This window comes from Agrobacterium albertimagni AOL15 (assembly GCF_000300855.1).
Lineage (GTDB): Bacteria > Pseudomonadota > Alphaproteobacteria > Rhizobiales > Rhizobiaceae > Allorhizobium > Allorhizobium albertimagni.
Map to the genome: position 1 here is coordinate 22,743 of NZ_ALJF01000004.1, position 21,189 is coordinate 43,931.

23 protein-coding genes are annotated in these 21,189 nt (G+C 61.2%); 13 read left to right on the top strand and 10 right to left on the bottom strand.

All coding sequences use genetic code 11. The features are described from left to right. The 4 genes from QWE_RS04805 to QWE_RS04820 form a co-directional block, all read right to left on the bottom strand. A complete protein-coding gene (locus tag QWE_RS04805; protein WP_006724962.1) occupies window positions 1-861 on the bottom strand; it encodes a TrmH family RNA methyltransferase in 861 nt (286 codons plus the stop codon). Beyond that, entirely contained in the window at window positions 858-2,000 is a 1,143-nt protein-coding gene (locus tag QWE_RS04810; RefSeq protein WP_006724963.1) for a class I SAM-dependent methyltransferase, read from the bottom strand. The genes QWE_RS04805 and QWE_RS04810 overlap by 4 nt, the downstream gene beginning before the upstream one ends. Window positions 2,001-2,096: 96 nt before the next feature. Beyond that, on the bottom strand, window positions 2,097-2,441 hold the full coding sequence (locus QWE_RS04815) for a LapA family protein (RefSeq protein WP_006724964.1): 345 nt from the start codon (window positions 2,439-2,441) through the stop codon (window positions 2,097-2,099). Window positions 2,442-2,533: 92 nt separating this feature from the next. Next, window positions 2,534-2,836: an integration host factor subunit beta gene (locus QWE_RS04820; RefSeq protein WP_006724965.1), complete on the bottom strand. Its 303-nt coding sequence runs from the start codon at window positions 2,834-2,836 to the stop codon at window positions 2,534-2,536. A 300-nt stretch (window positions 2,837-3,136) separates the two neighbouring features. Between QWE_RS04820 and lptC the strand changes: the two genes are divergently transcribed. The 6 genes from lptC to ptsN all read left to right on the top strand — a co-directional run bounded on the left by lptC (window position 3,137) and on the right by ptsN (window position 8,228). Then, on the top strand, window positions 3,137-3,820 hold the full coding sequence (lptC, locus tag QWE_RS04825) for an LPS export ABC transporter periplasmic protein LptC (RefSeq protein WP_006724966.1): 684 nt from the start codon (window positions 3,137-3,139) through the stop codon (window positions 3,818-3,820). Next, window positions 3,817-4,368, top strand: a complete 552-nt coding sequence (locus tag QWE_RS04830) for an LptA/OstA family protein (RefSeq protein WP_006724967.1) — start codon at window positions 3,817-3,819, stop codon at window positions 4,366-4,368. Before lptC ends, QWE_RS04830 begins: the two co-directional genes overlap by 4 nt. Window positions 4,369-4,383: 15 nt before the next feature. After that, the gene (lptB, locus tag QWE_RS04835; RefSeq protein WP_085942910.1) at window positions 4,384-5,190 is read left to right on the top strand and encodes an LPS export ABC transporter ATP-binding protein; all 807 of its coding nucleotides are present in this window, start codon (window positions 4,384-4,386) and stop codon (window positions 5,188-5,190) included. Between the two features lie 139 nt (window positions 5,191-5,329). Further along, complete coding sequence (gene rpoN, locus QWE_RS04840) at window positions 5,330-6,898, top strand: RNA polymerase factor sigma-54 (RefSeq protein WP_006724969.1); 1,569 nt, start codon at window positions 5,330-5,332, stop codon at window positions 6,896-6,898. Window positions 6,899-7,119: 221 nt separating this feature from the next. Then, window positions 7,120-7,695: a ribosome hibernation-promoting factor, HPF/YfiA family gene (gene hpf, locus QWE_RS04845; RefSeq protein WP_006724970.1), complete on the top strand. Its 576-nt coding sequence runs from the start codon at window positions 7,120-7,122 to the stop codon at window positions 7,693-7,695. Window positions 7,696-7,763: 68 nt separating this feature from the next. Beyond that, window positions 7,764-8,228: a PTS IIA-like nitrogen regulatory protein PtsN gene (gene ptsN / locus QWE_RS04850; protein WP_006724971.1), complete on the top strand. Its 465-nt coding sequence runs from the start codon at window positions 7,764-7,766 to the stop codon at window positions 8,226-8,228. Window positions 8,229-8,306: 78 nt separating this feature from the next. Here ptsN and grpE read toward each other — a convergent pair whose 3' ends face one another. Continuing rightward, window positions 8,307-8,936: a nucleotide exchange factor GrpE gene (gene grpE / locus QWE_RS04855; RefSeq protein WP_006724972.1), complete on the bottom strand. Its 630-nt coding sequence runs from the start codon at window positions 8,934-8,936 to the stop codon at window positions 8,307-8,309. A 105-nt stretch (window positions 8,937-9,041) separates the two neighbouring features. Continuing rightward, window positions 9,042-10,130 (bottom strand): heat-inducible transcriptional repressor HrcA, encoded by a 1,089-nt coding sequence (hrcA, locus tag QWE_RS04860; RefSeq protein WP_006724973.1) that lies wholly within the window; start codon window positions 10,128-10,130, stop codon window positions 9,042-9,044. A 171-nt stretch (window positions 10,131-10,301) separates the two neighbouring features. Between hrcA and rph the strand changes: the two genes are divergently transcribed. From rph to QWE_RS04885, 5 genes are read left to right on the top strand one after another with little or no spacing between them, the layout of a single operon-like run. Continuing rightward, entirely contained in the window at window positions 10,302-11,018 is a 717-nt protein-coding gene (rph, locus tag QWE_RS04865; RefSeq protein ID WP_006724974.1) for a ribonuclease PH, read from the top strand. A 13-nt stretch (window positions 11,019-11,031) separates the two neighbouring features. Continuing rightward, on the top strand, window positions 11,032-11,436 hold the full coding sequence (locus QWE_RS04870; protein ID WP_006724975.1) for a VOC family protein: 405 nt from the start codon (window positions 11,032-11,034) through the stop codon (window positions 11,434-11,436). Window positions 11,437-11,449: 13 nt separating this feature from the next. After that, the gene (rdgB, locus tag QWE_RS04875; protein WP_006724976.1) at window positions 11,450-12,094 is read left to right on the top strand and encodes an RdgB/HAM1 family non-canonical purine NTP pyrophosphatase; all 645 of its coding nucleotides are present in this window, start codon (window positions 11,450-11,452) and stop codon (window positions 12,092-12,094) included. 4 nt (window positions 12,095-12,098) lie between these two features. Continuing rightward, the gene (gene hemW / locus QWE_RS04880; RefSeq protein ID WP_006724977.1) at window positions 12,099-13,280 is read left to right on the top strand and encodes a radical SAM family heme chaperone HemW; all 1,182 of its coding nucleotides are present in this window, start codon (window positions 12,099-12,101) and stop codon (window positions 13,278-13,280) included. Window positions 13,281-13,293: 13 nt separating this feature from the next. Then, window positions 13,294-14,031, top strand: coding sequence for a class I SAM-dependent methyltransferase (locus tag QWE_RS04885; RefSeq protein ID WP_006724978.1), 738 nt, complete (start codon window positions 13,294-13,296; stop codon window positions 14,029-14,031). A 76-nt stretch (window positions 14,032-14,107) separates the two neighbouring features. Here the strand turns inward: QWE_RS04885 and dnaA are convergent, their stop codons facing one another. The 4 genes from dnaA to mutM all read right to left on the bottom strand — a co-directional run bounded on the left by dnaA (window position 14,108) and on the right by mutM (window position 18,617). Further along, on the bottom strand, window positions 14,108-15,658 hold the full coding sequence (gene dnaA / locus QWE_RS04890) for a chromosomal replication initiator protein DnaA (protein ID WP_006724979.1): 1,551 nt from the start codon (window positions 15,656-15,658) through the stop codon (window positions 14,108-14,110). 811 nt (window positions 15,659-16,469) lie between these two features. Beyond that, window positions 16,470-16,736 (bottom strand): 30S ribosomal protein S20, encoded by a 267-nt coding sequence (gene rpsT, locus QWE_RS04895; protein WP_006724980.1) that lies wholly within the window; start codon window positions 16,734-16,736, stop codon window positions 16,470-16,472. 189 nt (window positions 16,737-16,925) lie between these two features. Further along, a complete protein-coding gene (locus QWE_RS04900; protein ID WP_006724981.1) occupies window positions 16,926-17,699 on the bottom strand; it encodes an enoyl-CoA hydratase in 774 nt (257 codons plus the stop codon). A 27-nt stretch (window positions 17,700-17,726) separates the two neighbouring features. Then, the gene (mutM, locus tag QWE_RS04905) at window positions 17,727-18,617 is read right to left on the bottom strand and encodes a bifunctional DNA-formamidopyrimidine glycosylase/DNA-(apurinic or apyrimidinic site) lyase (protein WP_006724982.1); all 891 of its coding nucleotides are present in this window, start codon (window positions 18,615-18,617) and stop codon (window positions 17,727-17,729) included. Between the two features lie 137 nt (window positions 18,618-18,754). On the opposite strand from mutM, the gene ubiE reads away from it, so the two are divergent. After that, window positions 18,755-19,531 (top strand): bifunctional demethylmenaquinone methyltransferase/2-methoxy-6-polyprenyl-1,4-benzoquinol methylase UbiE, encoded by a 777-nt coding sequence (gene ubiE / locus QWE_RS04910; RefSeq protein WP_006724983.1) that lies wholly within the window; start codon window positions 18,755-18,757, stop codon window positions 19,529-19,531. Window positions 19,532-19,536: 5 nt separating this feature from the next. Next, a complete protein-coding gene (gene ubiB, locus QWE_RS04915) occupies window positions 19,537-21,111 on the top strand; it encodes a 2-polyprenylphenol 6-hydroxylase (protein WP_006724984.1) in 1,575 nt (524 codons plus the stop codon). Window positions 21,112-21,189: the final 78 nt, after the last annotated feature.

Sequence of the window (21,189 nt, forward strand, 5' to 3'; positions counted from 1 at the left end):
TCACTTGGCTCCGTCGAGGGCGAGCAGGTGGCGGCGGACCTCGAAGAGCATGACGCCGGTGGCCACCGCGAGATTGAGGCTGTCGGCCATGCCGACCTGCGGGATACGCGCCAGCTTGTCGGCGGCGTCGGCCAGCTCATCCGGCAGGCCGGACTGTTCGTTGCCCATCATCAGGATGACCGGCTTCGACTTGTAGTCGATGGTGCGGTAGTCGACGGCGCCGGCCAGATGCGTGGCGACGAGGCGGGCATCGACAGATTTCTTCCACTTGAGGAAGTCGGCCGGCGTCGTCTTCACCAGCGGCAGGGCGAACATCGAGCCCATGGTGGCGCGCACGGTTTCCATCGAGAATGGATCGGTGCAATCGCCGACGAGGATGACGCCCGAGGCACCGGCGGCGTCGGCCGTGCGGATGATCGTGCCGAGATTGCCGGGGTCGCGCACACGGTCGAGCGCTATCCAGGTTTCCGAGCCCTTGGGCTGGATGTCCTTAAGCGGTGTCCAGCGCTGTTCGAAGACGGCGGCGACCATCTGCGGGTTGTCGCGCCTCGTGATCGAGGACATGACCTTTTCGCTCACTTCCAGCACAAGGCCTCTTGCGGCGACGGTACGGGCGGCGACCTTCTCGACCAGCGGCTTGCCCTTGCCAGCCTTGGCATAAACGAGGGTACGGATGGTCCAGCCGCGATCGAGGGCGTCGATTACGAGCTTCAGGCCCTCAGCGAGGAAGGTGCGGCTTTCGTCGCGCGCCTTCTTCAGCGACAGCGCCTTGATATCCTTGATAACAGGATTGGCGAGGCTGGTGACCTCCTTGACCTGGCCGACCCGACGCGGGCCATCGTGGCGGAAATCATCGCTCATTTCGGTACCCAGCGGCTGAAGAGAGAGGTGGAAAGCGCCCGGCCAGGCGTCTTGCCATCGAGGCCGGCCTCGCGGATGACGAGTTCGCCTGACTCGACGAGGCCGCCCTTCCCGCGCATGGTTTCGCGCATCAGTTCGTGGATGGAATAGAAGCTCGCGCGGATCGAATAAGCCGTGAGCACCAAGCCGACGGCCTTGGGCGCCAGAAGCTCGCGGCAGATGTCGAGCATCAGCGGCAAGTGGTCGAAGAGCTGCCAGACTTCACCGTTCGGGCCACGGCCGAATTTCGGCGGGTCGGTGAGAATGATGTCGTAGCGGTGGCCGCGGCGCTCCTCGCGCAGGATGAACTTCATCGCGTCCTCGCAGATCCAGCGGATCGGCGCTTTGTCGAGGCGGCTCAAGGACTGATTTTCGCGGGCCCAGCCGATCGCCTTCTTCGAAGCATCGACATGCGTGACTTCGGCGCCAGCAGCGGCGGCCACAAGCGAAGCGACGCCGGTATAGCCGAAGAGGTTGAGGACCTTCAGCGGCCGATCAGCAGCCTCGATCTTCTCCTTCATCCAGCTCCAGTGGGCGATCTGCTCCGGAAAGACGCCGACATGGCGGAACGCGGTGAAACGGCCGTGGAAATCGATGCCGAGCAGGGAGAGCGGCCAGGTTTCGCCGAGCGCCTCGCGCTGGAAGCGCCAGCGACCCATGCCGTCTTCGTCCGTATCGCCAGTAAACACCGCGTCCGCCTTGTCCCAGACATGGGATGGCAGCGCCTTTGGCCAGAGCGCCTGGGCTTCAGGACGGACGATCCGGTAAGGTCCGTATTGCTCGAGCTTCACCCCGTCGCCGCTATCAATCAGGTGGAAGTCTCCTGCGCCTGAGGATTCGAGGATCAGAGGCACGCGCTCGGTCGGGCGGTCCCCGTTGCGGACCGTCAGAACTCGGGCGGCTTCAGCCGTCATATCGGGCGATTGCGGCTGAGGCTTCGGCTTTGGCGCCTCGGTCTCACGCCGCGGCGGGCGGGTCGGGCGATCGTCCCTGCCCTTCGAGGCATAAGGCTTTGCCGTTGCCGGCCGTGTCTCGCCACTGCCTTTGGCCTTCGCTCCCGGGAATGGCTTGGCGCCGGGGCGACGTTCCTTGTTCTTCACGTCAATGATCCGTGGGTCGTGTTCGTTTGGGCCAGCCCATAGCATTGCCGGCCCGGCGCGGAAAGAAAATTTGCCGCGAGCCCGGATACCCCTATGTCACTTGGCGCCGAGTTGGGGCAGGGTCGAGCCGGCAATCTGTTCAGCCCTTGTCTTCTGGCGATCGGCCTCGGCCTGCCATTGCTGCGCCTCACGCGACTGGCTGCGCGCCTTCTTCCGGTGTTTGCCCTGGGTGAACCAGGTCACGACAGAGCCGAGGAGCACACCGAACATGACTGCAAGAATGAGGAAGACGAAGAAGGGTGCAGAGACAGACAGAGCCTGATCTGCCGGATTGAACGGGTTGAGCGCGAGGCTGACGACTCCGCGATTGGCCACGGCCAGAACGATCAGCAGCACGCCGAGGGGCAGAAACACCACGAGGCTCACGACTTTCCGGATCATCTGGACAACTCCCTGTTCACTCCGAGGCGACTGCGGTCACCTCCATGGGCTCAAATTAAGGACAGGGGCGGAATTTTCAACGCGAAAAGCGCTTATTCGTCGTCCTCATCACCCATGCCCGGGTTGAGGCGCTCGCGCAGTTCCTTGCCCGTCTTGAAGAACGGAACCCACTTCTCTTCGACGAAAACGGTTTCGCCCGTGCGCGGGTTGCGTCCCGAGCGGGATGGACGGTTTTTCACAGAAAAGGCGCCAAAGCCACGCAGTTCGACGCGATTGCCGCCTGCAAGCGCATCGGTGATCTCGTCCAGAACCGCATTGACGATGTTTTCGACATCGCGATGATAAAGATGCGGATTGCGGGCCGCGACGATCTGCACCAATTCCGACTTTATCACGCGGACCCCCTGAATTTTCTATTGTGACGTTGAGCGCCGATAACGTTGCCAAAGCAAAAAAGCTCAGTCAAGGAACAACTTAACCATAAATTGCCGTCTTTGCGAGAGATATGACGAGCGTCACACGCTAATTCGTGATCGCGAGGGTCACATTTTCACCCTCCGTCCCCGGCATGGCTTGTCTGGCGCTTCTTGCAACGGTTCTGCCACAATCCATATTGGCAATGCCGAACGGACATGCGAAACGACGAGCCAGGCGGTTTGCTGACGGCCACCGCCACAATAGACGGATACTATCGAATGCTGGAAGCGACACATGAGGCCCTGACGCCGCTGGAGCGCCGATCCGAAGCCGATGCCTATCGGCGGGCGGTCAGCCATTCGCGTCGCGTCCGGCGTCTGCGCTTCCTTCTGCCTGTCTTGGCACTGGGCATAACGCTTGCCTTTGTTGCGGTCTCGTTCGTGCGCAGCCTGATGCCCGATGAATTGCAGATCGAGTCCGCCAAGATCGAAGACGGCAAGGTCGTTATGGAAAAGCCGGCGATCGCGGGCCGCAATGACGAGGGCGTGCGCTATTCGATGCGCGCCGAGCGGGCGTTGCAGGACATCAAGAATCCCAACATGATCGCGCTAGAGACCATTGCTGCGGCCGTGCCGGTCAACGACAAGATCATCGCCCGCGTCGTCGCCTCGAGCGGCATCTTCGACCGTGGGGCGAACACCCTCAATCTCGACAAGCCATTCACCCTCAATCTCAGCAGCGGCATAGACGCCCAGTTCAATTCCGCCAATCTCGATATCGCCGGCGGCACGATGAAGACGAATGATCCCGTCGCCATCCAGACCAAAGGCGCCTCGATTGTTGCGAACTCGCTCGAGATGAAGGATAAGGGGCGAACCATGATCTTCGCGGGCAGCGTCAAGTTGAACATCGAGCCGTCCGCCATTCAAAGCAATCGGTCTACGGAAGCCGCCCAGCCATGATTTACCGCTCCTTCGCCACGTTTTCCTTTGCTGGCTTCCTTCTGGTTTCGGCAGGCCTGCTCGCCGGACCGGCAGCGGCGCAGACGACCAACAGTCAGATGAACGGCCTGAAGCTGTCCAACGACCAGCCCATTCAGATCGAAAGCGATCAGCTTGAGATCCGCGAGCAGGAAAAGAAGGCCTTCTTCACCGGCAATGTGAAGGTTGTGCAGGGCACGACCACGCTGCAGGCCGGGACGATGGTCGTTCACTATCGCGGCGAGGGCCAGACCGTGACGCAGGGCAATGCCGACATCGAGAAGATCGACGTCGCCCAGAAGGTGTTCCTGTCGTCCGGGACGCAGCAAGCGACTGCGGACACCGGATATTTCGACATGGCGCAGCAGCTCTTCGTGCTCGAAGGTGAGCGCGTCGTTCTTTCCGAGGGACAGAACGTCTTTGTCGGCTGCAAGCTCACCGTCCAGATGAATTCCGGCCAGGCCAAGCTCGACAGCTGCGGCCGGCGCGTTCAGATTCAGCTCGACCCCAAGTCACAGCAGAGCAACTGACGGGTCCGCGTGAACGTGCACATTCCATTTTTCTCCAAGAAGAAGCAGCCCCAGAAGGCGGCGAACCCGACCGGCCTGCCGGGCGACAAGTCGCGCTATGAAGGCACGCTGATCGCTCACGGTCTGACAAAGACCTATAATTCGCGCCGCGTCGTCAACGGTGCCTCGCTGGTGGTCCGCCGCGGCGAGGCCGTCGGTCTGCTCGGCCCGAACGGCGCCGGCAAGACGACCTGTTTCTACATGATCACGGGCCTCGTGCCCGTCGATGCCGGGACGATCTCGATCAACGGCAACGACGTCACCTCCATGCCGATGTATCGGCGCGCCCGTCTCGGCGTCGGCTATCTGCCGCAGGAAGCATCGATCTTTCGCGGTCTGACGGTGGAAGAGAACATTCGCGCGGTGCTCGAGGTCCATGTTTCCGACAAGCGCAAGCGCGAAGAGAAGCTCGACGAACTGCTGGCAGAATTCCACATCGAGAAGCTGCGCAAGTCGCCGGCGGTGGCGCTTTCCGGCGGCGAGCGCCGGCGTCTGGAAATTGCCCGCGCCCTTGCGACCGATCCGACCTTCATGCTGCTGGACGAGCCGTTTGCCGGCGTCGATCCGATCTCGGTCTCCGACATTCAGAATCTCGTGCGACATCTCACGGCACGCGGCATCGGTGTTCTCATCACAGACCACAATGTGCGTGAAACGCTTGGCCTGATCGACCGCGCCTACATTATCCATGCGGGTGAAGTGCTCACCCATGGCCGGGCCAACGACATCGTCAACAATGCCGATGTGCGCCGCCTCTATCTGGGCGAACAGTTCAGCCTCTGACGGATCTTTGAAGAAAAGACCGCCTCGCCCCTCCCGCGGCTTGACCAAAACAAAATAAAAAGCAATTTTTGGGCCAAGTGGAATTTCCCGCCAGAAAAGGCGGGATTGCGGGGAAATGTAGGGGAGTCGAGCGTCCGCCATGGCCTTATCCGCCAATCTGTTCCTGCGACAAAGCCAGTCTCTGGTGATGACTCCCCAGCTGATGCAGTCGATTCAGCTGTTGCAGATGACTCACCTCGAACTGATGCACTTCATCGCGCAGGAAGTGGAGCGGAATCCGCTGCTCGAAATGGCGGCAGATGATGGCGATTTGGGCGGCGACCTGCCTGACAATGCCGATCGCCACGGCAACACGGCGCAGGAAAGCCAGGCCGCTTCCGACGAAACAGGCGCATCTCCATCGCTCGACAGCGACTGGTATGAGAATGGCGCGAGCGAGCGCCTGAACGATCGGCTCGATACGAATTACGATACCGCCTTCGCGGACGAGGGTTCCCTGCAGCGGCCCGACGCGCCGGAACTGCTTGGGCAGTGGAAATCAATGCCGGGTCAGTCCGGCGACGGAAGCGAGGGCTACGACCTCGACGACTTCGTAGCCGGGCAGGTCAGCCTCAGGGATTACCTGAACCAGCAAGTTCCCTTTGCGCTCACTTCGGCCTCCGATCAGTTGCTCGCCTCCGTGCTGATCGACCATCTGGATGAAGCGGGCTATCTGCGCGCGGACCTCGACGAGGTGGCGTCTCGCCTCGGCTTGAGTAATGCTGATGTCGAGGCGGTTCTCGTGACCCTGCAAACGCTCGAGCCCGCCGGGGTCTTTGCGCGCAGCCTCAGCGAATGCCTGGCGATCCAGTTGCGTCAACGGGACCGGTACGACCCGGCGATGGCAGGCCTCGTCAACAATCTCGAACTGCTTGCCAAGCGCGATTTTGCCGCGTTGAAGAAGATCTGCGGCGTCGATGAGGAGGATCTCGTGGACATGCTGTCCGAGATCCGCAAGCTCAATCCGAAGCCAGGCAGCAGCTTCGAGCGTGCTGTCAGCGAATCCGTCACGCCGGATATCGTCGTGCGTCCCGACGGGCTCGGAGGCTGGCAGGTCGAACTCAATCCGGATGCGCTTCCGCGCGTGCTCGTCAACCACACCTACATGGCCGCCGTTGGGCGCCATGGGGCATCCAAGGATGCTCCGGATCAGGCCTTCATGTCGGAATGCCTGCAGAATGCCAACTGGCTCACGCGCAGCCTCGACCAACGCGCCCGAACGATCACCAAGGTTGCCGCCGAGATCGTGCGCCAGCAGTCCGCATTCCTCGACCACGGCGTCGATCACCTGCGGCCGCTGAATCTGAAAACGGTCGCCGATGCCATCAAGATGCACGAATCGACCGTCAGCCGCGTGACGACGAACAAATACATGCTCACGCCCCGCGGGCTGTTCGAACTCAAATACTTCTTCAGCGTGTCGATTGCCTCGGCCGAAGGCGGCGACAGCCATTCGGCGGAAGCCGTGCGCCATCGGATCCGCGCCCTGATCGAAAAGGAAAGCCCCGAGGCCGTGCTGTCCGACGACGATATTGTCTATCAGCTGAAATCATCAGGCGTCGATCTCGCACGACGCACCGTGGCCAAATATCGCGAGTCGATGAATATCCCTTCTTCCGTCCAGAGACGTCGCGAAAAGCGCGCCATGGCCAAGGTTTCCGTCGGCTGACGGCCCCTTCCCACCCGAAAGATTAACAGGAGATTGACTCTTTCCCCGAGGGCGGCTAGAAGCGCGCCGCAATCGACAGCGCACACTGTCAACCGAAGGAAGATCCTTCGACGACGCCCGACAAACGACGGCACAGACTGACCTAACCGTTCGAAAAGCTTGGACGCGGCCGTCGCTTGGCGTAAAATGGATACGCAACCAATCATAAGAAGGGAAACTCCATGAGTGTGCGTGTATCCGGCAAGCAGATGGAAATCGGTGAAACGTTCCGGCAGCGGATCGAGGATCGAATCCAGGATGCGGTTACCAAATACTTCGACGGAGGGTATTCCGGGCAAGTGGTCGTCACGAAGTCGCAGTCGCGCTTCGCGGCCGATTGCCTGGTGCATCTCGACACCGGCGCAAACCTGCATGCCGCAGGTGAGGCCAATGATCCACAAGTGGCCTTCGACACCGCCTTCGAGCGCGTCGAGAAGCGCCTGCGCCGCTACAAGCGCAAGCTGAAGGATCATCACGCGGGAGAAGCTCAGAACCCGCCGATCGAGATCGCCTACACGGTCATGGACTCTCTCGACGACGATCACGAGGAACTTCCGGACGACTATGCGCCGACGATCGTTGCCGAAAGCACCAAGAAACTTCGGACCATGTCCGTCGCTACCGCGGTTATGGCTCTCGACATGACCGACGAACCGGTTCTTCTGTTCAGAAACCCGGGAAGTGAACAATTGAATATCGTTTATCGTCGCAATGACGGTAATATCGGGTGGATCGATTCCGCCAACATCAAAGGCTGACGGTCGATCTGGGCGGCTGCCGAAAGGTGGCCGCCCGAGCTTCGGCCCGAGGCATGAAGGACATTGATATGGCATTGGCAGATTTGCTGCAGCAGGATGCTGTCGTACCGGCTCTCCGGGTGAACTCCAAGAAGCAGCTGCTTCAGGAACTTGCGGCCAAAGCCTCCAAGCTTACCGACATTCCGGAACGGGAAATCTTCGACGTGATCCTGCAGCGCGAGCGCCTCGGCTCGACGGGCGTGGGCAACGGCATCGCCATCCCGCATGGAAAGCTCAACAAGATCAACAAGATCACGGGCGTATTCGCGCGTCTTGAGACGCCGGTCGATTTTGAAGCGCTCGATGATCAGCCGGTCGATCTGGTCTTTCTTCTTCTGGCGCCGGAAGGTGCCGGAGCGGATCATCTGAAAGCCCTCTCACGCATTGCGCGTGTGCTGCGCGACCATGATCTGGTGGCAAAGCTCAGGGCGACCGAGTCGGCCTCGGCGATCTACACCTTCCTCAACGAGGAACAGGCGTCGAACGCCGCCTGAGCGACTGCATTGAAGTCCAGACAATAAAAAAGCGCCCTCTCGGGCGCTTTTATTTTATTCACGCGATATCACGTCTGCTCACGCCTTGGCGGTATCCTCGGCTGCGGCTTCCGACTTCGGGCCGCCCTTGGCAACACCGACCATGGCCGGACGCAGGACACGCTCGCCGATGGCGTAACCGGCCTGAACGACCTGGACGACCGTGTTGTTGGGCACGTTCGGATTCGGCACCTCGAACATCGCCTGATGGAAGTTCGGATCGAACTTCTGGCCTTCAGCCTCGATCTTGCGCACTCCGTGGCGCTCGAGCGTTGCCAACATGCCGCGCTCGGTCATTTCGACGCCCTCAATCAGAGCGGTTAGGGTCGCGTCTGCGGCAGCGCGGGCCTCTTCCGGCAGCGTTTCGATCGCGCGGCGCAGGTTGTCGGAAACGGACAGCATGTCGCGGGCAAAGCCGGTCACCGCATAGGACTTGGCATCCTTGATTTCGCGGTCGGTGCGGCGGCGCAGATTGTCCATTTCAGCCGCCAGACGCAGGAAGCGGTCGCGCAGATCGGCATTTTCTGCCTTCAAAGCGTCGATCGGATCAATCTCCTGCGCGGACCCGGCCTCGCTTTCGTTCGCAACCTGCCCTTCTTCGGTGGTCGCGGTTGCTTCTGCCTCGGTGGCTGCCGCGTCAGGTCCGTTCTTGTTGGTTTCTTCGGTCATGACGTTCTCCGGATGATGTCTCGTTTTCGAAGCTCAACGGTTTCGAATGCGTGCCCGATATCAGGGTTTGACGAGAAAAAATCAAGGGTTTGTGGGGAAATTGGCTCACCGCGCGCCGCGCGAGAGCCTCGCCATCAGCTGAGCGGTGTAATCGACCATCGGCACGATGCGCGAATAGTTGAGACGGGTGGGACCGATCACGCCGACGGCGCCGACGATGCGGTCTTCGCCATCACGATAGGGTGCTACGATCAACGAGGAACCGGAAAGCGAGAAAAGCTTGTTTTCCGATCCTATGAAGATCCGGACCCCCGGGCCGCTTTCGGCCAAATCGAGGATTTCGATCAAGCTTTCCTTGCGCTCCAGATCGTCGAAGAGCAGGCGCAGGCGATCGATGTCCTCGGAGCCGGCCAGACCTTCGAGCAGATTGGCGCGACCGCGGACGATCAGGCGGGCGGGCTGTTTTTCCGCCACTTCGCCCGACCAGACGGCGAGGCCGCGCTCGACCAGATCCTGGGACAGGGTGTCGAGCTCTGTCGCCACCTGGGCCTTCAGGTTCTCGATCTGGCCACGCAGTTCACGCAGCGTCTGGCCTGTCAGGTTGGCGTTCAGAAAATTGGCCGCTTCGGTCAACTGCGAGGCGGTGACACCTGCCGGCAGTTCGATGATGCGGTTCTCGACCTGGTTATGCTCGCCGACGAGGACGGCGAGTGCCTTCGTCGGTTCGAGCCGAATGAATTCGACATGCTTGAGCACCGGGTCGTTCTTCGCCGAGATGACGAGGCCGGCGCCACGCGACAGGCCGGACAGCATGCGGCTTGCCTCGGTCAGCATGGCTTCCATCGGCTGATCGGCGCTGGAAGGTCTGATCTGACGTTCGATTTCGTCCCGCTCGCCTTCGGAAAGATCGCCGATCTGCATGAAGGCGTCGACGAAGAAGCGCAGGCCGGCCTGCGTGGGCAGGCGTCCTGCGCTGATATGCGGCGCATAGATGAGGCCGAGTTCTTCGAGATCGCTCATGACGTTGCGCACGGAGGCTGGCGACAGCGACATCGGCAGCAGGCGCGAAAGATTGCGCGAACCGAGCGGATCACCGCTGTCGAGATAGGTCTCGACGATACGGCGAAAGACCTCCCGGGAGCGATCGTCCAGGGATGCCGAAACGTCTGCGACGGTCGTCTTCGGTGATGCCATTATCGGAGCGAACATGATCTCAGAAGTTTCATGCTGGAAATATAATCACTGCTTCCAAGATGACCAAGGGGTATTTCGCCACGCACGAGGCTCTCTGCGCTGCGGCATGGTTTTTCTTTGCAAATGCGCTGCTCCGTCCTTAGAAGGCAACTAACAACCCAGGAGATTGCAATGCGGCCATCCGGCAGAAAAACCGATCAAATGCGCAAGGTTTCATTCGAGCGCAACTTTTCCAAGCATGCAGAAGGCTCCTGCCTGGTGAAGTTCGGCGATACGCATGTGCTGTGCACGGCGAGCCTGGAAGAAAAGACCCCGCCGTGGCTGCGCAATTCCGGCAAAGGCTGGGTGACGGCGGAATACGGCATGCTGCCGCGCGCCACCGGTGACCGCATGAAGCGCGAGGCCGCCTCGGGCAAGCAAAGCGGTCGTACGCAGGAAATCCAGCGCCTCATCGGTAGGTCGCTTCGGGCAATCGTCGATCTCGAGGCTCTCGGCGAACGCCAGATCTCGATCGACTGCGACGTCATCCAGGCGGACGGCGGCACGCGCACGGCGGCGATCACCGGCGCCTTCATTGCCCTGCACGACTGCCTGAAATGGATGGAAGCCCGCAGCATGATCAAGGTCGAGAAGGTCCTCAAGGATCATATCGCGGCCGTTTCTTGCGGCATCTTCGCAAGCCAGCCTGTGATCGACCTCGACTATCTGGAGGACTCGGCTGCCGAAACGGACGCCAATTTCGTGATGACCGGCTCCGGCGGCATCGTTGAGATCCAGGGCACGGCAGAAGGCAAGCCGTTCAGCCAGGAGGAGTTCCTGACGCTTCTGGGTCTGGCACGCAACGGCATCGACGAACTGGTGGCATTGCAGAAGCAGACAATCGCCTGAGAAGAAGGGCCGCATGATCGAAGGGATCCTCGAAACCGCACTTTATGCGGACGATCTGGATAAGGCGGAGGCGTTTTACGACGACGTCCTCGGCCTCGAAAAGATCCGCCGTGGCGGCAACCGGCATCTCTTCTATCGGTGCGGGTCCGGCGTTCTTCTGATCTTCAATCCGGCAGAAACGGAGACAGCAATCGCCGACGACCCCTTCCCGGTCCCGACCCACGGGGCAAAGGGACCTGGCCATGTCTGTTTCATCGTCCGTGACGACGATCTCGATGCCATGCGCAGTCGGCTGCAGGAGGCCGGGATACCCGTCGAAGCCGAACTGACATGGCCGAACGGCGCACGCTCGATCTACTTCCGCGACCCGGCCGGCAACAGCCTGGAATGCGCGTCCCGCACCCTTTGGACTTCTTGAACGGACCTATCGCATGCGCAAACTCGATACCCGCACGATCGTCGTTGCCAGCCACAATGCCGGCAAGATCGCCGAAATCGCCGATCTGATCGGTCCCTTCGGCTTTTCGGCCAAGTCCGCGAAGGACCTAAATTTCGTCGAGCCTGACGAGACTGGCACGACCTTCGAGGAAAATGCCGCGATCAAGGCGCTGGCCTCGGCCAAGGCTTCGGGGCTGCCTGCGCTCTCCGACGACAGTGGTCTCGTCATCGACGCGCTCGGCGGCGCCCCCGGCGTCTACACGGCGAACTGGGCCGAGCGCGAGGATGGCAGCCGCGACTTCCAGATGGCGATGGAGAAGGTCGAAAAGGCTCTCCAGGAGCGCGGCGCGACGGAAGCGACCCAGCGGACCTGCCGTTTCGTCAGCGTGCTATGCCTCGCCTGGCCTGATGGCCATACCGAATTCTTCCGGGGCGAGGTCGAGGGCGTGGTTGCCTGGCCGCCGCGCGGCACCGCCGGTTTCGGCTATGACCCCGTCTTCCAGCCCGAGGGACATACGCGCACCTTCGGCGAGATGACGGCGGAAGAGAAGCACGGTTGGAAGCCGGGTGATGCGGAGGCTCTGTCGCATCGTGCCCGGGCCTTCAAGCTTTTCGTCGAAACTTGCCTGGAGGCATGACGCCTTGACCGAACGGCCTTTCACGCTCCTGCCCGACACTGGCGAGCCCGGTTTCGGGGTCTACGTGCATTGGCCCTTCTGCGCGGCCAAGTGTCCGTATTGTGACTTCAACAGTCATGTGCGGCACCAGCCGGTCGATCAGGCGCGCTTTGTCGCCGCGTTTCTCGCCGAACTGAAGTGTGTACGGGCGATGTCCGGGCCGAAAACCGTCACCAGCGTCTTCATGGGCGGCGGTACGCCCTCGCTGATGGATCCCTCGACGGTCGGCGCGATCCTCGACGGTATTGCGGCCAACTGGCACATGCCCGATGGCATCGAGATCACCATGGAGGCGAACCCTTCGAGCGTCGAGGCGACCCGCTTCCACGGCTATCGGGCAGCCGGCGTCAATCGGGTGTCGCTCGGGGTGCAGGCGCTGAACGATCCGGACCTCAGGTTCCTAGGGCGGCTGCATGATGTCGCCGATGCACTCAAGGCCATCCGGCTGGCACGCGAGATCTTCCCGCGCATGTCCTTCGATCTGATTTACGCCCGACCCAACCAGACGGTGGAAGCCTGGGAGCGTGAGCTGAAGGAGGCGATTTCCTACGCGGTCGATCACCTCTCGCTCTACCAGCTGACGATAGAGGAAGGCACAGCCTTCTATGGCCTGCACAAGGCCGGCAAACTGATCGTCCCCGATGACGAGCATGCCGCCACACTTTACGAGGCGACGCAGGAGATCACTGCGCGCGAAGGTCTGCCGGCCTATGAGGTTTCCAACCACGCCCGCCCCGGCGCGGAGAGCCGGCATAACCTGACCTATTGGCGCTACGGCGACTATGCCGGCATTGGTCCGGGCGCACATGGGCGTCTTACCCAGGGGCGGACGAAGATCGCGACCGTCGCCGAGCGGCACCCCGAGACCTGGCTTAGGGCCGTCGAGCAGAATGGTCATGGCATCATCGAACGCGAGGAGCTCGATCACGAGGCTCAGGCCGACGAGCTTCTGCTGATGGGGCTTCGCCTCCGCGAAGGGGTCGATCTCGCCCGCTGGCAGCAGCTTTCCGGCCGCGATCCCGATCCGGACAAGGAGCAGTTCCTGCTGGACCAGGGTTTCATCGAGCGATTGGGCAACTCCCGCCTGAGGGTGACGCCTGCAGGCATGCTGATCCTCAACGCCGTCGTCGCGGATCTCGCCTGCTGAGGAGGAAGCGACGATGCCGGTCGATCCCGCTTTTGCCCGTTTCGACATGGCCCGCCTCTACGACGCCTTCAACCATCATGGCGAAGACGGCGATTTCTATGAAAACTTCCCCGAAGCGCCCTGCCGTGTCCTCGACATCGGCTGCGGCACGGGATCGGTGCCGCTGAGGCTGGCGCGGCGCGGGCACAGGGTCACGGGTGTGGATCCGGCAGAGGGCATGCTGAAGGTCGCGCGCGCTAAGGATGAGTATGGTCTTGTCGACTGGGTCCAGGCGACGGCCTCAACCTTTGAACGCCCTGCCCGTTTCGACCTCGCCATCATGACGGGACACGTCTTCCAGGTCTTTCCCGACGATGCCGAAACCCTGGCTGCCTTGCGCAACATTCACCGTCACATGGCGCCTGGCGGTAAGCTGATCCTCGAAAGCCGCAATCCGCTGGACAGAGCCTGGGAAGGCTGGACCCGGGAGAAGACGCATGAACAGCGGGTCATCGATGGCATCGGGCCGGTCGACGTTTACTACCAGATCAAGGATGTCGAGGGTGAACATGTGACCTTCGATGCGGTCTTCACGATCGAAGCCACAGGGGAGATCCTGCTCAGCGTAAGCCGGCTCAGATTTCCGCCCGCCGAGGCCATCGAGCGCCTTCTCCGGACTGCCGGTTTTACCGAGGTCGACCTGCTCGGCTGGTGGGATCGCAGCCCTTATTCCGAGACCAGCCCCGAGATCATCGCGATCGCCCGGGCCTGAAACGGCGGGCGGGCACAAAAAAGCCACCGCGCGCCGGATGGCATTCGCGGTGGCTCTTTACGTTCGGCTTGGTCGCTTACTCGTTGATCAGACGACGCAGAAGCTCGATTTCCTGCGACAGCTTCTGATCGGCCGAGATCAGTTCCTCGATCTTGCGAACCGCGTGCAAAACTGTCGTGTGGTCACGACCGCCGAAGCGACGACCGATCTCCGGGAAGGAGCGCGGGGTGAGCGTCTTCGACAGATACATCGCGATCTGGCGTGGCTTGACGATGACGCGTGTGCGGCGGTTCGACACCAGTTCCTGGCGCGAGACGTTGTAATGGCGGGCCACCACGCGCTGGATGTCTTCGATGCGCACGCGCTTCTGGTCGCCGGCGCCGACGAGATGGGCCAAAAGTTCGTCGACACGCTCGATCGACAGGTTCGGCTCGAAGGAGCGGCGGAAGAGCAGCTGGTTGAAGGCGCCTTCCAGATCACGGCCGCTGCTGGTGATGTTGCGGGCAACATGCTCCAGGATCTCAGCGGGGATGTCGATCGACGGATCGTCCTTGCGGGCGACGTCGAGCCGCGACTTCATCATGTCGAGGCGCATATCGTAATCAGGCGCTTCCATTTCGATGGCCACACCACCCTGGAGACGCGAACGGACACGCGGATCAAGCGATTCCAGTTCCCAAGGTGCACGGTCAGCGGCGACGACAACCTGCTTGGCGCTGTCGAGCAGCATGTTCAGGAGGTGGCAGAATTCGTGCTGGATCATCTTACCCTGCAGGAACTGCATGTCGTCGATGATCAGGAGATCGATGTTGCGGAGCGAGTCCTTGAGCGTCAGGGCATCGTTGTCGCGGATCGCGGTTGCAAAGCGCCACATGAAGTATTCGGCCGTGAGATAGACGACACGCGGCTGGCGCGGGCTCTGGATCGCCGCATTGGCGACCGCCTGCAACAGGTGCGTCTTGCCGAGACCAACAGATGAATGGATGAAGAGCGGATTGAAGCGCACGGCGCCTGCACCGGCTTCTGCGATCGTCTTGGCGGCGGCGAGCGCTACGCGGTTCGAGGCACCCTCCACGAAACCATCGAAGGTATAGCGGCTGTCGAGCGGCGAGCCGAACAGCGGGCCTGCCTGTGTGGTGCGTGTGTTCGACGGCGCATGGGTCTGGGCAGAGGCGATCTGGCCGACGGTCTGCGGTCCGGCCTTGCGCGGCGAAGCCGGCTGGCTGACCTCAGATCCGACCGAACGCTCCTCGACGACAGGGCCCCGGGTGCTGCGGCTGGCGCTGCGCACCATGATTTCGACCTTCAGGATCGACGGATCTTCAGCCTGGAAGATCGACGTGATCAGGTCGAGGTAACGGTTGTTGATCCAAGACTTCAGAAAGGTTGTCGGTACGGTCAGGCGTACCACGCTTTTCGATGCGGAATGGAGCTTCAGGCGCCCAAACCAGCTCTGGTACACGTCCACACCAACCTGAGCCTTCAACCGCTTGCTGAATCGTTCAAACAGAGCATCATGCTTCATCTCGGCATTATCTCCTGCCCCTTCGGAGCATGCGGCGCCGAGCGCCGAATGTGCATTGTCCCCGTTCGCCAACGCACCGGCCGTCATAGAGTTCATATGCATTTTGCCGCCTTCCAAATTCATTCCAGGTGCCGGGCGCGTCCATTGCCGCCCGACAGCCGCTTCATCTCTCGTCGATCCCAGGGGATCGACAGTCCCCGAACACATCGTGCCGACTTCAGCCAAAAGCCGGCTCAACTTGCCATCGCCCCCTCACGACAATCGCAGTGCCCATACATGCGGCATCCTCGTCATGCCGCACATCCTTGTCCTTGTCGTGGCCACCGGCCACCATCAAGGCGCAAAACCGCCATCACGCGGAAACAGCAAAGTTTCCGATGCAATGTCGATCACTTTATGAGAAAACGGAATGGAAACACTCCGCCCCGGCAAGAGCGACATGTCACGATGACATTGCTGCCGTCCGGACCGTCGTTTTCGGCCATTGGCTGGCCTCTTGCTGAGAAACATTAAGGCAGGATCAAAAGCCAAGATCAACACCGATTTTTAGGCTATCGGGCGCTTGGACCATTGACTCTTCGTACTTCATTTTAGCGTCACATTCGGGCGAAAAAGAATCGCTTTTGAATCAAGGAGATTCCCAAACGGGCACAAGATGAGGCGTTGGCAATGCGAAAAAATAAAATTTCTCTTGACTCGCAAGGGGGCCAATCCGCCCCAGCAAGAAGGTAGCCCGCTCAGCGGCACCTCCCAGAACCGTATGAAATCATTGTGTTTTTCATGTCATCGGACTGACAAGATGCAGTGCAGCAGAAAACTCTAAAACATCAATTTTCAATAATCGTAAGCGACAACGACAAAAAGCCCGGCGCGACGCCAGGCTCTTCGAAAAATGTCAGAAAGGTGTCTAAAATTAGACAGCCAGGGCCTTCACACGAGCGGCCAGACGCGAGATCTTCCGCGATGCCGTGTTGGCGTGAACCACACCCTTGGTGGCAGCGCGCTGGATCTCAGGCTGAGCTGCCTGAAGGGCGTCCTTGGCGACAGCAGCGTCACCGGAAGCGATGGCTTCTTCGACCTTGCGGATGAAACCACGGACCCGCGAACGACGAGCCTTGTTGACTGCAGTACGGGCAGCGATCTTGCGGGTCGCCTTCTTCGCCGAAGTTGTGTTGGCCATGATGCCTCTCTCGAATTCAAACCAAAGCCCACCATCGCCGCGTCGGGTCGTTGCGACCTGCCATACCAGCACTTGGGGAGCTGTTTCATGGGAAAAGCGCATCGGCTTTCCCAACCGTGGGCGGGCATATAGCGGGAAAGCGCGAATGCGTCAACGCGGATTCTGCAGATAACGCGCCTTCCCTTGCGCTTATCTGTGCTTGAAGGCGGGCTTCCGCTTCTCGACGAAGGCCGCCATGCCCTCCTTCTGGTCATCGGTCGCAAACAGCGAATGAAACAGCCGGCGTTCGAAGCGCAATCCTTCGCTCAAGGTCTGCTCGAAGGCGCGATTGACGGCCTCCTTGGCCATCATCACTGACGGGAGAGAGAAGGAGGCAATCTTGGCGGCGGCCTCCAGCGCCTCGTCCAGCAGCCGCTCGGGCTCGACGACGCGCGCTACCAGACCGGCACTTTCCGCTTCCGCTGCGTCCATCATGCGTCCTGTCAGGCAGAGATCCATGGCCTTCGCCTTGCCGACGGCGCGGGTAAGCCGCTGCGAGCCGCCCATGCCGGGAATGATGCCGAGGGTGATCTCGGGCTGGCCGAACTTCGCGGTCTTCGAGGCGATGATGAAGTCGCACATCATGGCGAGCTCACAGCCACCGCCGAGCGCAAAACCGGAGACGGCGGCGATGAAGGGCTTACGGAAGCCGGCAATGTGATCCCAACCGCCGATGAAGTCACCGGTATAGGTGTCGACGAAACCAAGCGACTGCATTTCCTTGATGTCAGCGCCGGCAGCGAAAGCCTTTTCCGAGCCTGTGAGCACCACGGCGCCGACGCTCGCGTCGGCCTGTAGTTCGCTCAAGAGTTGGCTGAGCTCGCGCATGACCGTCGAGTTCAGGGCATTCAGCGCCTGGGGCCGGTTCAGCGTCACCAGCGCAACGCGGTCGCGCCGTTCGATCAGCAGGGTTTCAAATGACATGGCTTCCTCCTCCACGGCCCGAAGGCCTCATTTCTGGCAGGTGCGACAATAGAATGTCGAGCGGCCGGATTGAACTATTCTTTCGACGGTACCCCTGCAACCATCCGTGAGGCAGGGCTTTCCCTCCCGATCATAGGCGCGGAAGGAATGCTGAAAGTAACCCAGCGTACCGTCCGCCTGGATATGGTCGCGCAGCGACGAACCACCCGCCTCGATCGCATCGGCAATCACCTCGCGGATCGACTGGGTGAGCAGTCCGAGTTCCACCTTCGGTTTGCCCTTGGCCGTGACGAGGGTTGAGACCTTGCGGGTCGGCGACAGATGCGATCGCCATAGCGCTTCACAAACATAGATGTTGCCGAGGCCGGCAATGACCTTCTGATCGAGCAGCGCGCCCTTCAATGGCTGGCTGCGACCTGCAAAACGGGTCGCCAGATAGTCCGGGGAGAGGATATTGCCGACGGGCTCGGGGCCGAGATCGCGAAATGCGGGATAGGTGTCGAGCGCGGAGCGCGCCATCAGCTCCATGAAACCGAACCGACGCGGGTCATTATAGACGACGCGGACAGGCCCCTCCGGACGCTGCAGATGAAAGACGACGTGGTCGTGTTTCTCATCCTTGCTGCGCTCGTGGTGGAAGACGCCGGGGATATCCGCCTCGGCTGCGGCTTCGATGCGGAACGAACCGGACATGCCGAGATGGGCAATGACAGTCAGATCGTCCTCAAGGTCGACGAGCAGATACTTCGCCCGACGGGACAGCGCGAGGATACGCCGACCTTCGACCCTTGCGGCAAAATCGCGCGGCAGAGGAAAGCGCAGATCCGGCCTGCGAAGCTCCAGGCGCTGCAGACTGGCGCCCTCCATGGTCGGTGCTAAGCCGCGTCTGACTGTCTCAACCTCTGGCAATTCCGGCATTTCAGCCCATCTTTCTGTTTGAACAGCTTCTTTAAAGGTCTATACACCAGCGAAGCCAAGGCTTCCCCTGCGCAGATAGCGCGGGACAGGCCTTTTCGCTATGGTCCGCCGACCGTTCCGATATGTGGAGTGAACCGATGACTGCAAGCCGCATTTCCGCCGATGGCGGCATGGAAACCTCCTACGGGTTCCGCCAGGTCGACGAGCAGGAAAAGCAGGGCCTGGTCAACGATGTCTTCCACAAGGTGGCCAAGCGCTACGACATCATGAACGACGTGATGTCGGCCGGCCTGCACCGTGTCTGGAAGGACGCGATGGTAGCGGCTCTCAACCCACGCAAGGATCAGAACTACAAGGTGCTCGACGTTGCTGGCGGCACGGGCGACATCGCCTTCCGTATCGTCGAAGCCTCCAACCGGATGGCGCATGCGACCGTTCTCGACATCAACGGCTCCATGCTGGGCGTCGGCGCCGAGCGGGCGGAGAAGAAGGGACTTTCCCCGAACCTCACCTTCGTCGAGGCCAATGCCGAAAGCCTGCCCTTCGAGGACAACAGCTTCGACGCTTATACGATCGCCTTCGGCATCCGCAATGTGCCGCATATCGACGTGGCGCTGTCGGAGGCCTTCCGCGTTCTGAAGCGCGGCGGACGCCTGCTCGTTCTGGAGTTCTCCGAAGTCGAACTGCCGTTGCTCGACAAGGTCTATGATGCCTGGTCGTTCAATGCGATCCCGCGCTTCGGCAAGATGATCACCGGCGATGCCGAACCCTATCAATATCTCGTGGAGTCGATCCGCAAATTCCCGAACCAGCCGGATTTCGCCCGGATGATCGAGCGGGCCGGATTCTCCAACGTTCGCTTCACCAACTACACCGGCGGCATCGCGGCGCTCCATTCCGGCTGGAAGATCTGAGGCGCATGAGCACGATCGGGGCATATTTCCGTCTGGCACGGGTTGGCTGGGTGCTGGTGCGCGAAGGGGTCGTCGCTGCCCTTCCGTCAGAAGGACTGCCGCCGCTCGTCGGGATCGCCAAGGCGGCCGTCGCGCCGCTCGCGCGCGGCCGTGCGAAGTCCGTCGAGCGTTCCGATCGCCTGGCTAGGGCCGTGGCGCGTCTCGGCCCATCCTATGTGAAGATCGGCCAGTTTCTCGCCACCCGGCCCGATGTGGTCGGCGCCGAGTTCGCTGAGGATCTCGCAGGCCTTCAGGACCGGATGGATTTCTTCCCGACTGAAGCCTCGAAGACGACCATTCAGGAATCGCTCGGCCGCTCCATCGATGAGCTCTACACGCATTTCGGTGAACCCATCGCCGCCGCTTCGATCGCCCAGGTGCATCCCGCTGAGGTCGCGACGCCCGAGGGCTCGCGAAAGGTCGCCGTCAAGGTGATCCGCCCGGGCGTACGCAAGCGCTTTGCGGCCGATCTCGAGGCCATGTATCTCGTCTCGCATCTCCAGGAACGCTTCCTGGCGCATACGCGGCGTCTGCGGCCCGTCGAGGTGACGAAGACACTGGAGCAGACGACCAAGGTGGAGATGGATCTCCGGCTCGAGGCTGCGGCCCTGTCCGAGATTGCTGAGAACACCAAGGACGACCCGGGCTTCCGCGTGCCCGAAGTCGACTGGGAACGCACGGGCCGCGACGTCGTCACCATGGAATGGATCGATGGTGTCAAGATGTCGGATGTCGAAGGCTTGCGCGCCGCCGGCCATGACCTCAACGCGCTCGCCGACACGCTGATTCAGTCTTTCCTGCGCCATACGCTGCGCGACGGCTTCTTCCATGCCGACATGCATCCAGGCAATCTCTTCGTCGATCCGGCCGGCATGATCGTCGCCGTCGACATGGGTATTGCCGGGCGGCTCGGAAAGAAGGAACGCCGCTTCCTCGCCGAGATCCTTTATGGCTTCATCACGCGCGACTACATGCGCGTGGCCGAAGTGCATTTCGAGGCCGGCTACGTGCCGTCGCACCACAATGTCGCGAGCTTCGCCCAGGCAATCCGGGCGATTGGCGAGCCGATCCACGGGCAGCCGGCCGAGACCATCTCGATGGGCAAGCTACTGACGCTGCTGTTCGAAGTCACCGAGATCTTCGATATGCAGACACGCCCTGAACTGGTGATGCTGCAAAAGACCATGGTTGTCGTCGAGGGTGTCTCGCGCATTCTCAATCCGCGCTTCAACATGTGGAAGGCCGCGGATCCCGTCGTTTCGCAGTGGATTCGCGACAATCTCGGTCCGAAACGCATTGCGACCGACCTCAAGGACGGCGCCAAGGCGGCACTCAGGCTGGCCGAAGCGCTGCCGGAAATCGCCACCAAGACCGAGAAGCTTCATGGCGAGATCGTACGCATGAGCGAGGAAGGCCTGCGTTTCGATGCCGAGACCGCCGAGCGCATCGGACGGGCAGAAGCGCGACATACGCGGTCTGGCCGGATCGCGCTCTGGGTGATCGCGGTCGCAGCGGTGGTGATCGCCTTCCAGGTTTCCTAAGCCCGCAGTCACAAGAAATAAAACACAGTTCCTCGATTTCTCGATGGAACAAAGTCGTTCATCATGCGTTCGAACTTG

Excerpts from the sequence above, each read along its gene's own strand:
- QWE_RS04885 (WP_006724978.1), top strand. The coding sequence starts at position 13,294 with ATGCCGGTCGATCCCGCTTTTGCCCGTTTCGACATGGCCCGCCTCTAC.
- dnaA (WP_006724979.1), bottom strand. The coding sequence starts at position 15,658 with ATGCATATGAACTCTATGACGGCCGGTGCGTTGGCGAACGGGGACAAT.
- QWE_RS04830 (WP_006724967.1), top strand. The coding sequence starts at position 3,817 with ATGATTTACCGCTCCTTCGCCACGTTTTCCTTTGCTGGCTTCCTTCTG.
- rpoN (WP_006724969.1), top strand. The coding sequence starts at position 5,330 with ATGGCCTTATCCGCCAATCTGTTCCTGCGACAAAGCCAGTCTCTGGTG.
- QWE_RS04900 (WP_006724981.1), bottom strand. The coding sequence starts at position 17,699 with ATGTCATTTGAAACCCTGCTGATCGAACGGCGCGACCGCGTTGCGCTG.
- hrcA (WP_006724973.1), bottom strand. The coding sequence starts at position 10,130 with ATGGCATCACCGAAGACGACCGTCGCAGACGTTTCGGCATCCCTGGAC.
- QWE_RS04870 (WP_006724975.1), top strand. The coding sequence starts at position 11,032 with ATGATCGAAGGGATCCTCGAAACCGCACTTTATGCGGACGATCTGGAT.
- ubiB (WP_006724984.1), top strand. The coding sequence starts at position 19,537 with ATGAGCACGATCGGGGCATATTTCCGTCTGGCACGGGTTGGCTGGGTG.
- grpE (WP_006724972.1), bottom strand. The coding sequence starts at position 8,936 with ATGACCGAAGAAACCAACAAGAACGGACCTGACGCGGCAGCCACCGAG.
- hpf (WP_006724970.1), top strand. The coding sequence starts at position 7,120 with ATGAGTGTGCGTGTATCCGGCAAGCAGATGGAAATCGGTGAAACGTTC.
- lptC (WP_006724966.1), top strand. The coding sequence starts at position 3,137 with ATGCTGGAAGCGACACATGAGGCCCTGACGCCGCTGGAGCGCCGATCC.
- mutM (WP_006724982.1), bottom strand. The coding sequence starts at position 18,617 with ATGCCGGAATTGCCAGAGGTTGAGACAGTCAGACGCGGCTTAGCACCG.
- QWE_RS04805 (WP_006724962.1), bottom strand. The coding sequence starts at position 861 with ATGAGCGATGATTTCCGCCACGATGGCCCGCGTCGGGTCGGCCAGGTC.
- QWE_RS04815 (WP_006724964.1), bottom strand. The coding sequence starts at position 2,441 with ATGATCCGGAAAGTCGTGAGCCTCGTGGTGTTTCTGCCCCTCGGCGTG.
- rdgB (WP_006724976.1), top strand. The coding sequence starts at position 11,450 with ATGCGCAAACTCGATACCCGCACGATCGTCGTTGCCAGCCACAATGCC.
- ptsN (WP_006724971.1), top strand. The coding sequence starts at position 7,764 with ATGGCATTGGCAGATTTGCTGCAGCAGGATGCTGTCGTACCGGCTCTC.
- rpsT (WP_006724980.1), bottom strand. The coding sequence starts at position 16,736 with ATGGCCAACACAACTTCGGCGAAGAAGGCGACCCGCAAGATCGCTGCC.
- rph (WP_006724974.1), top strand. The coding sequence starts at position 10,302 with ATGCGGCCATCCGGCAGAAAAACCGATCAAATGCGCAAGGTTTCATTC.
- ubiE (WP_006724983.1), top strand. The coding sequence starts at position 18,755 with ATGACTGCAAGCCGCATTTCCGCCGATGGCGGCATGGAAACCTCCTAC.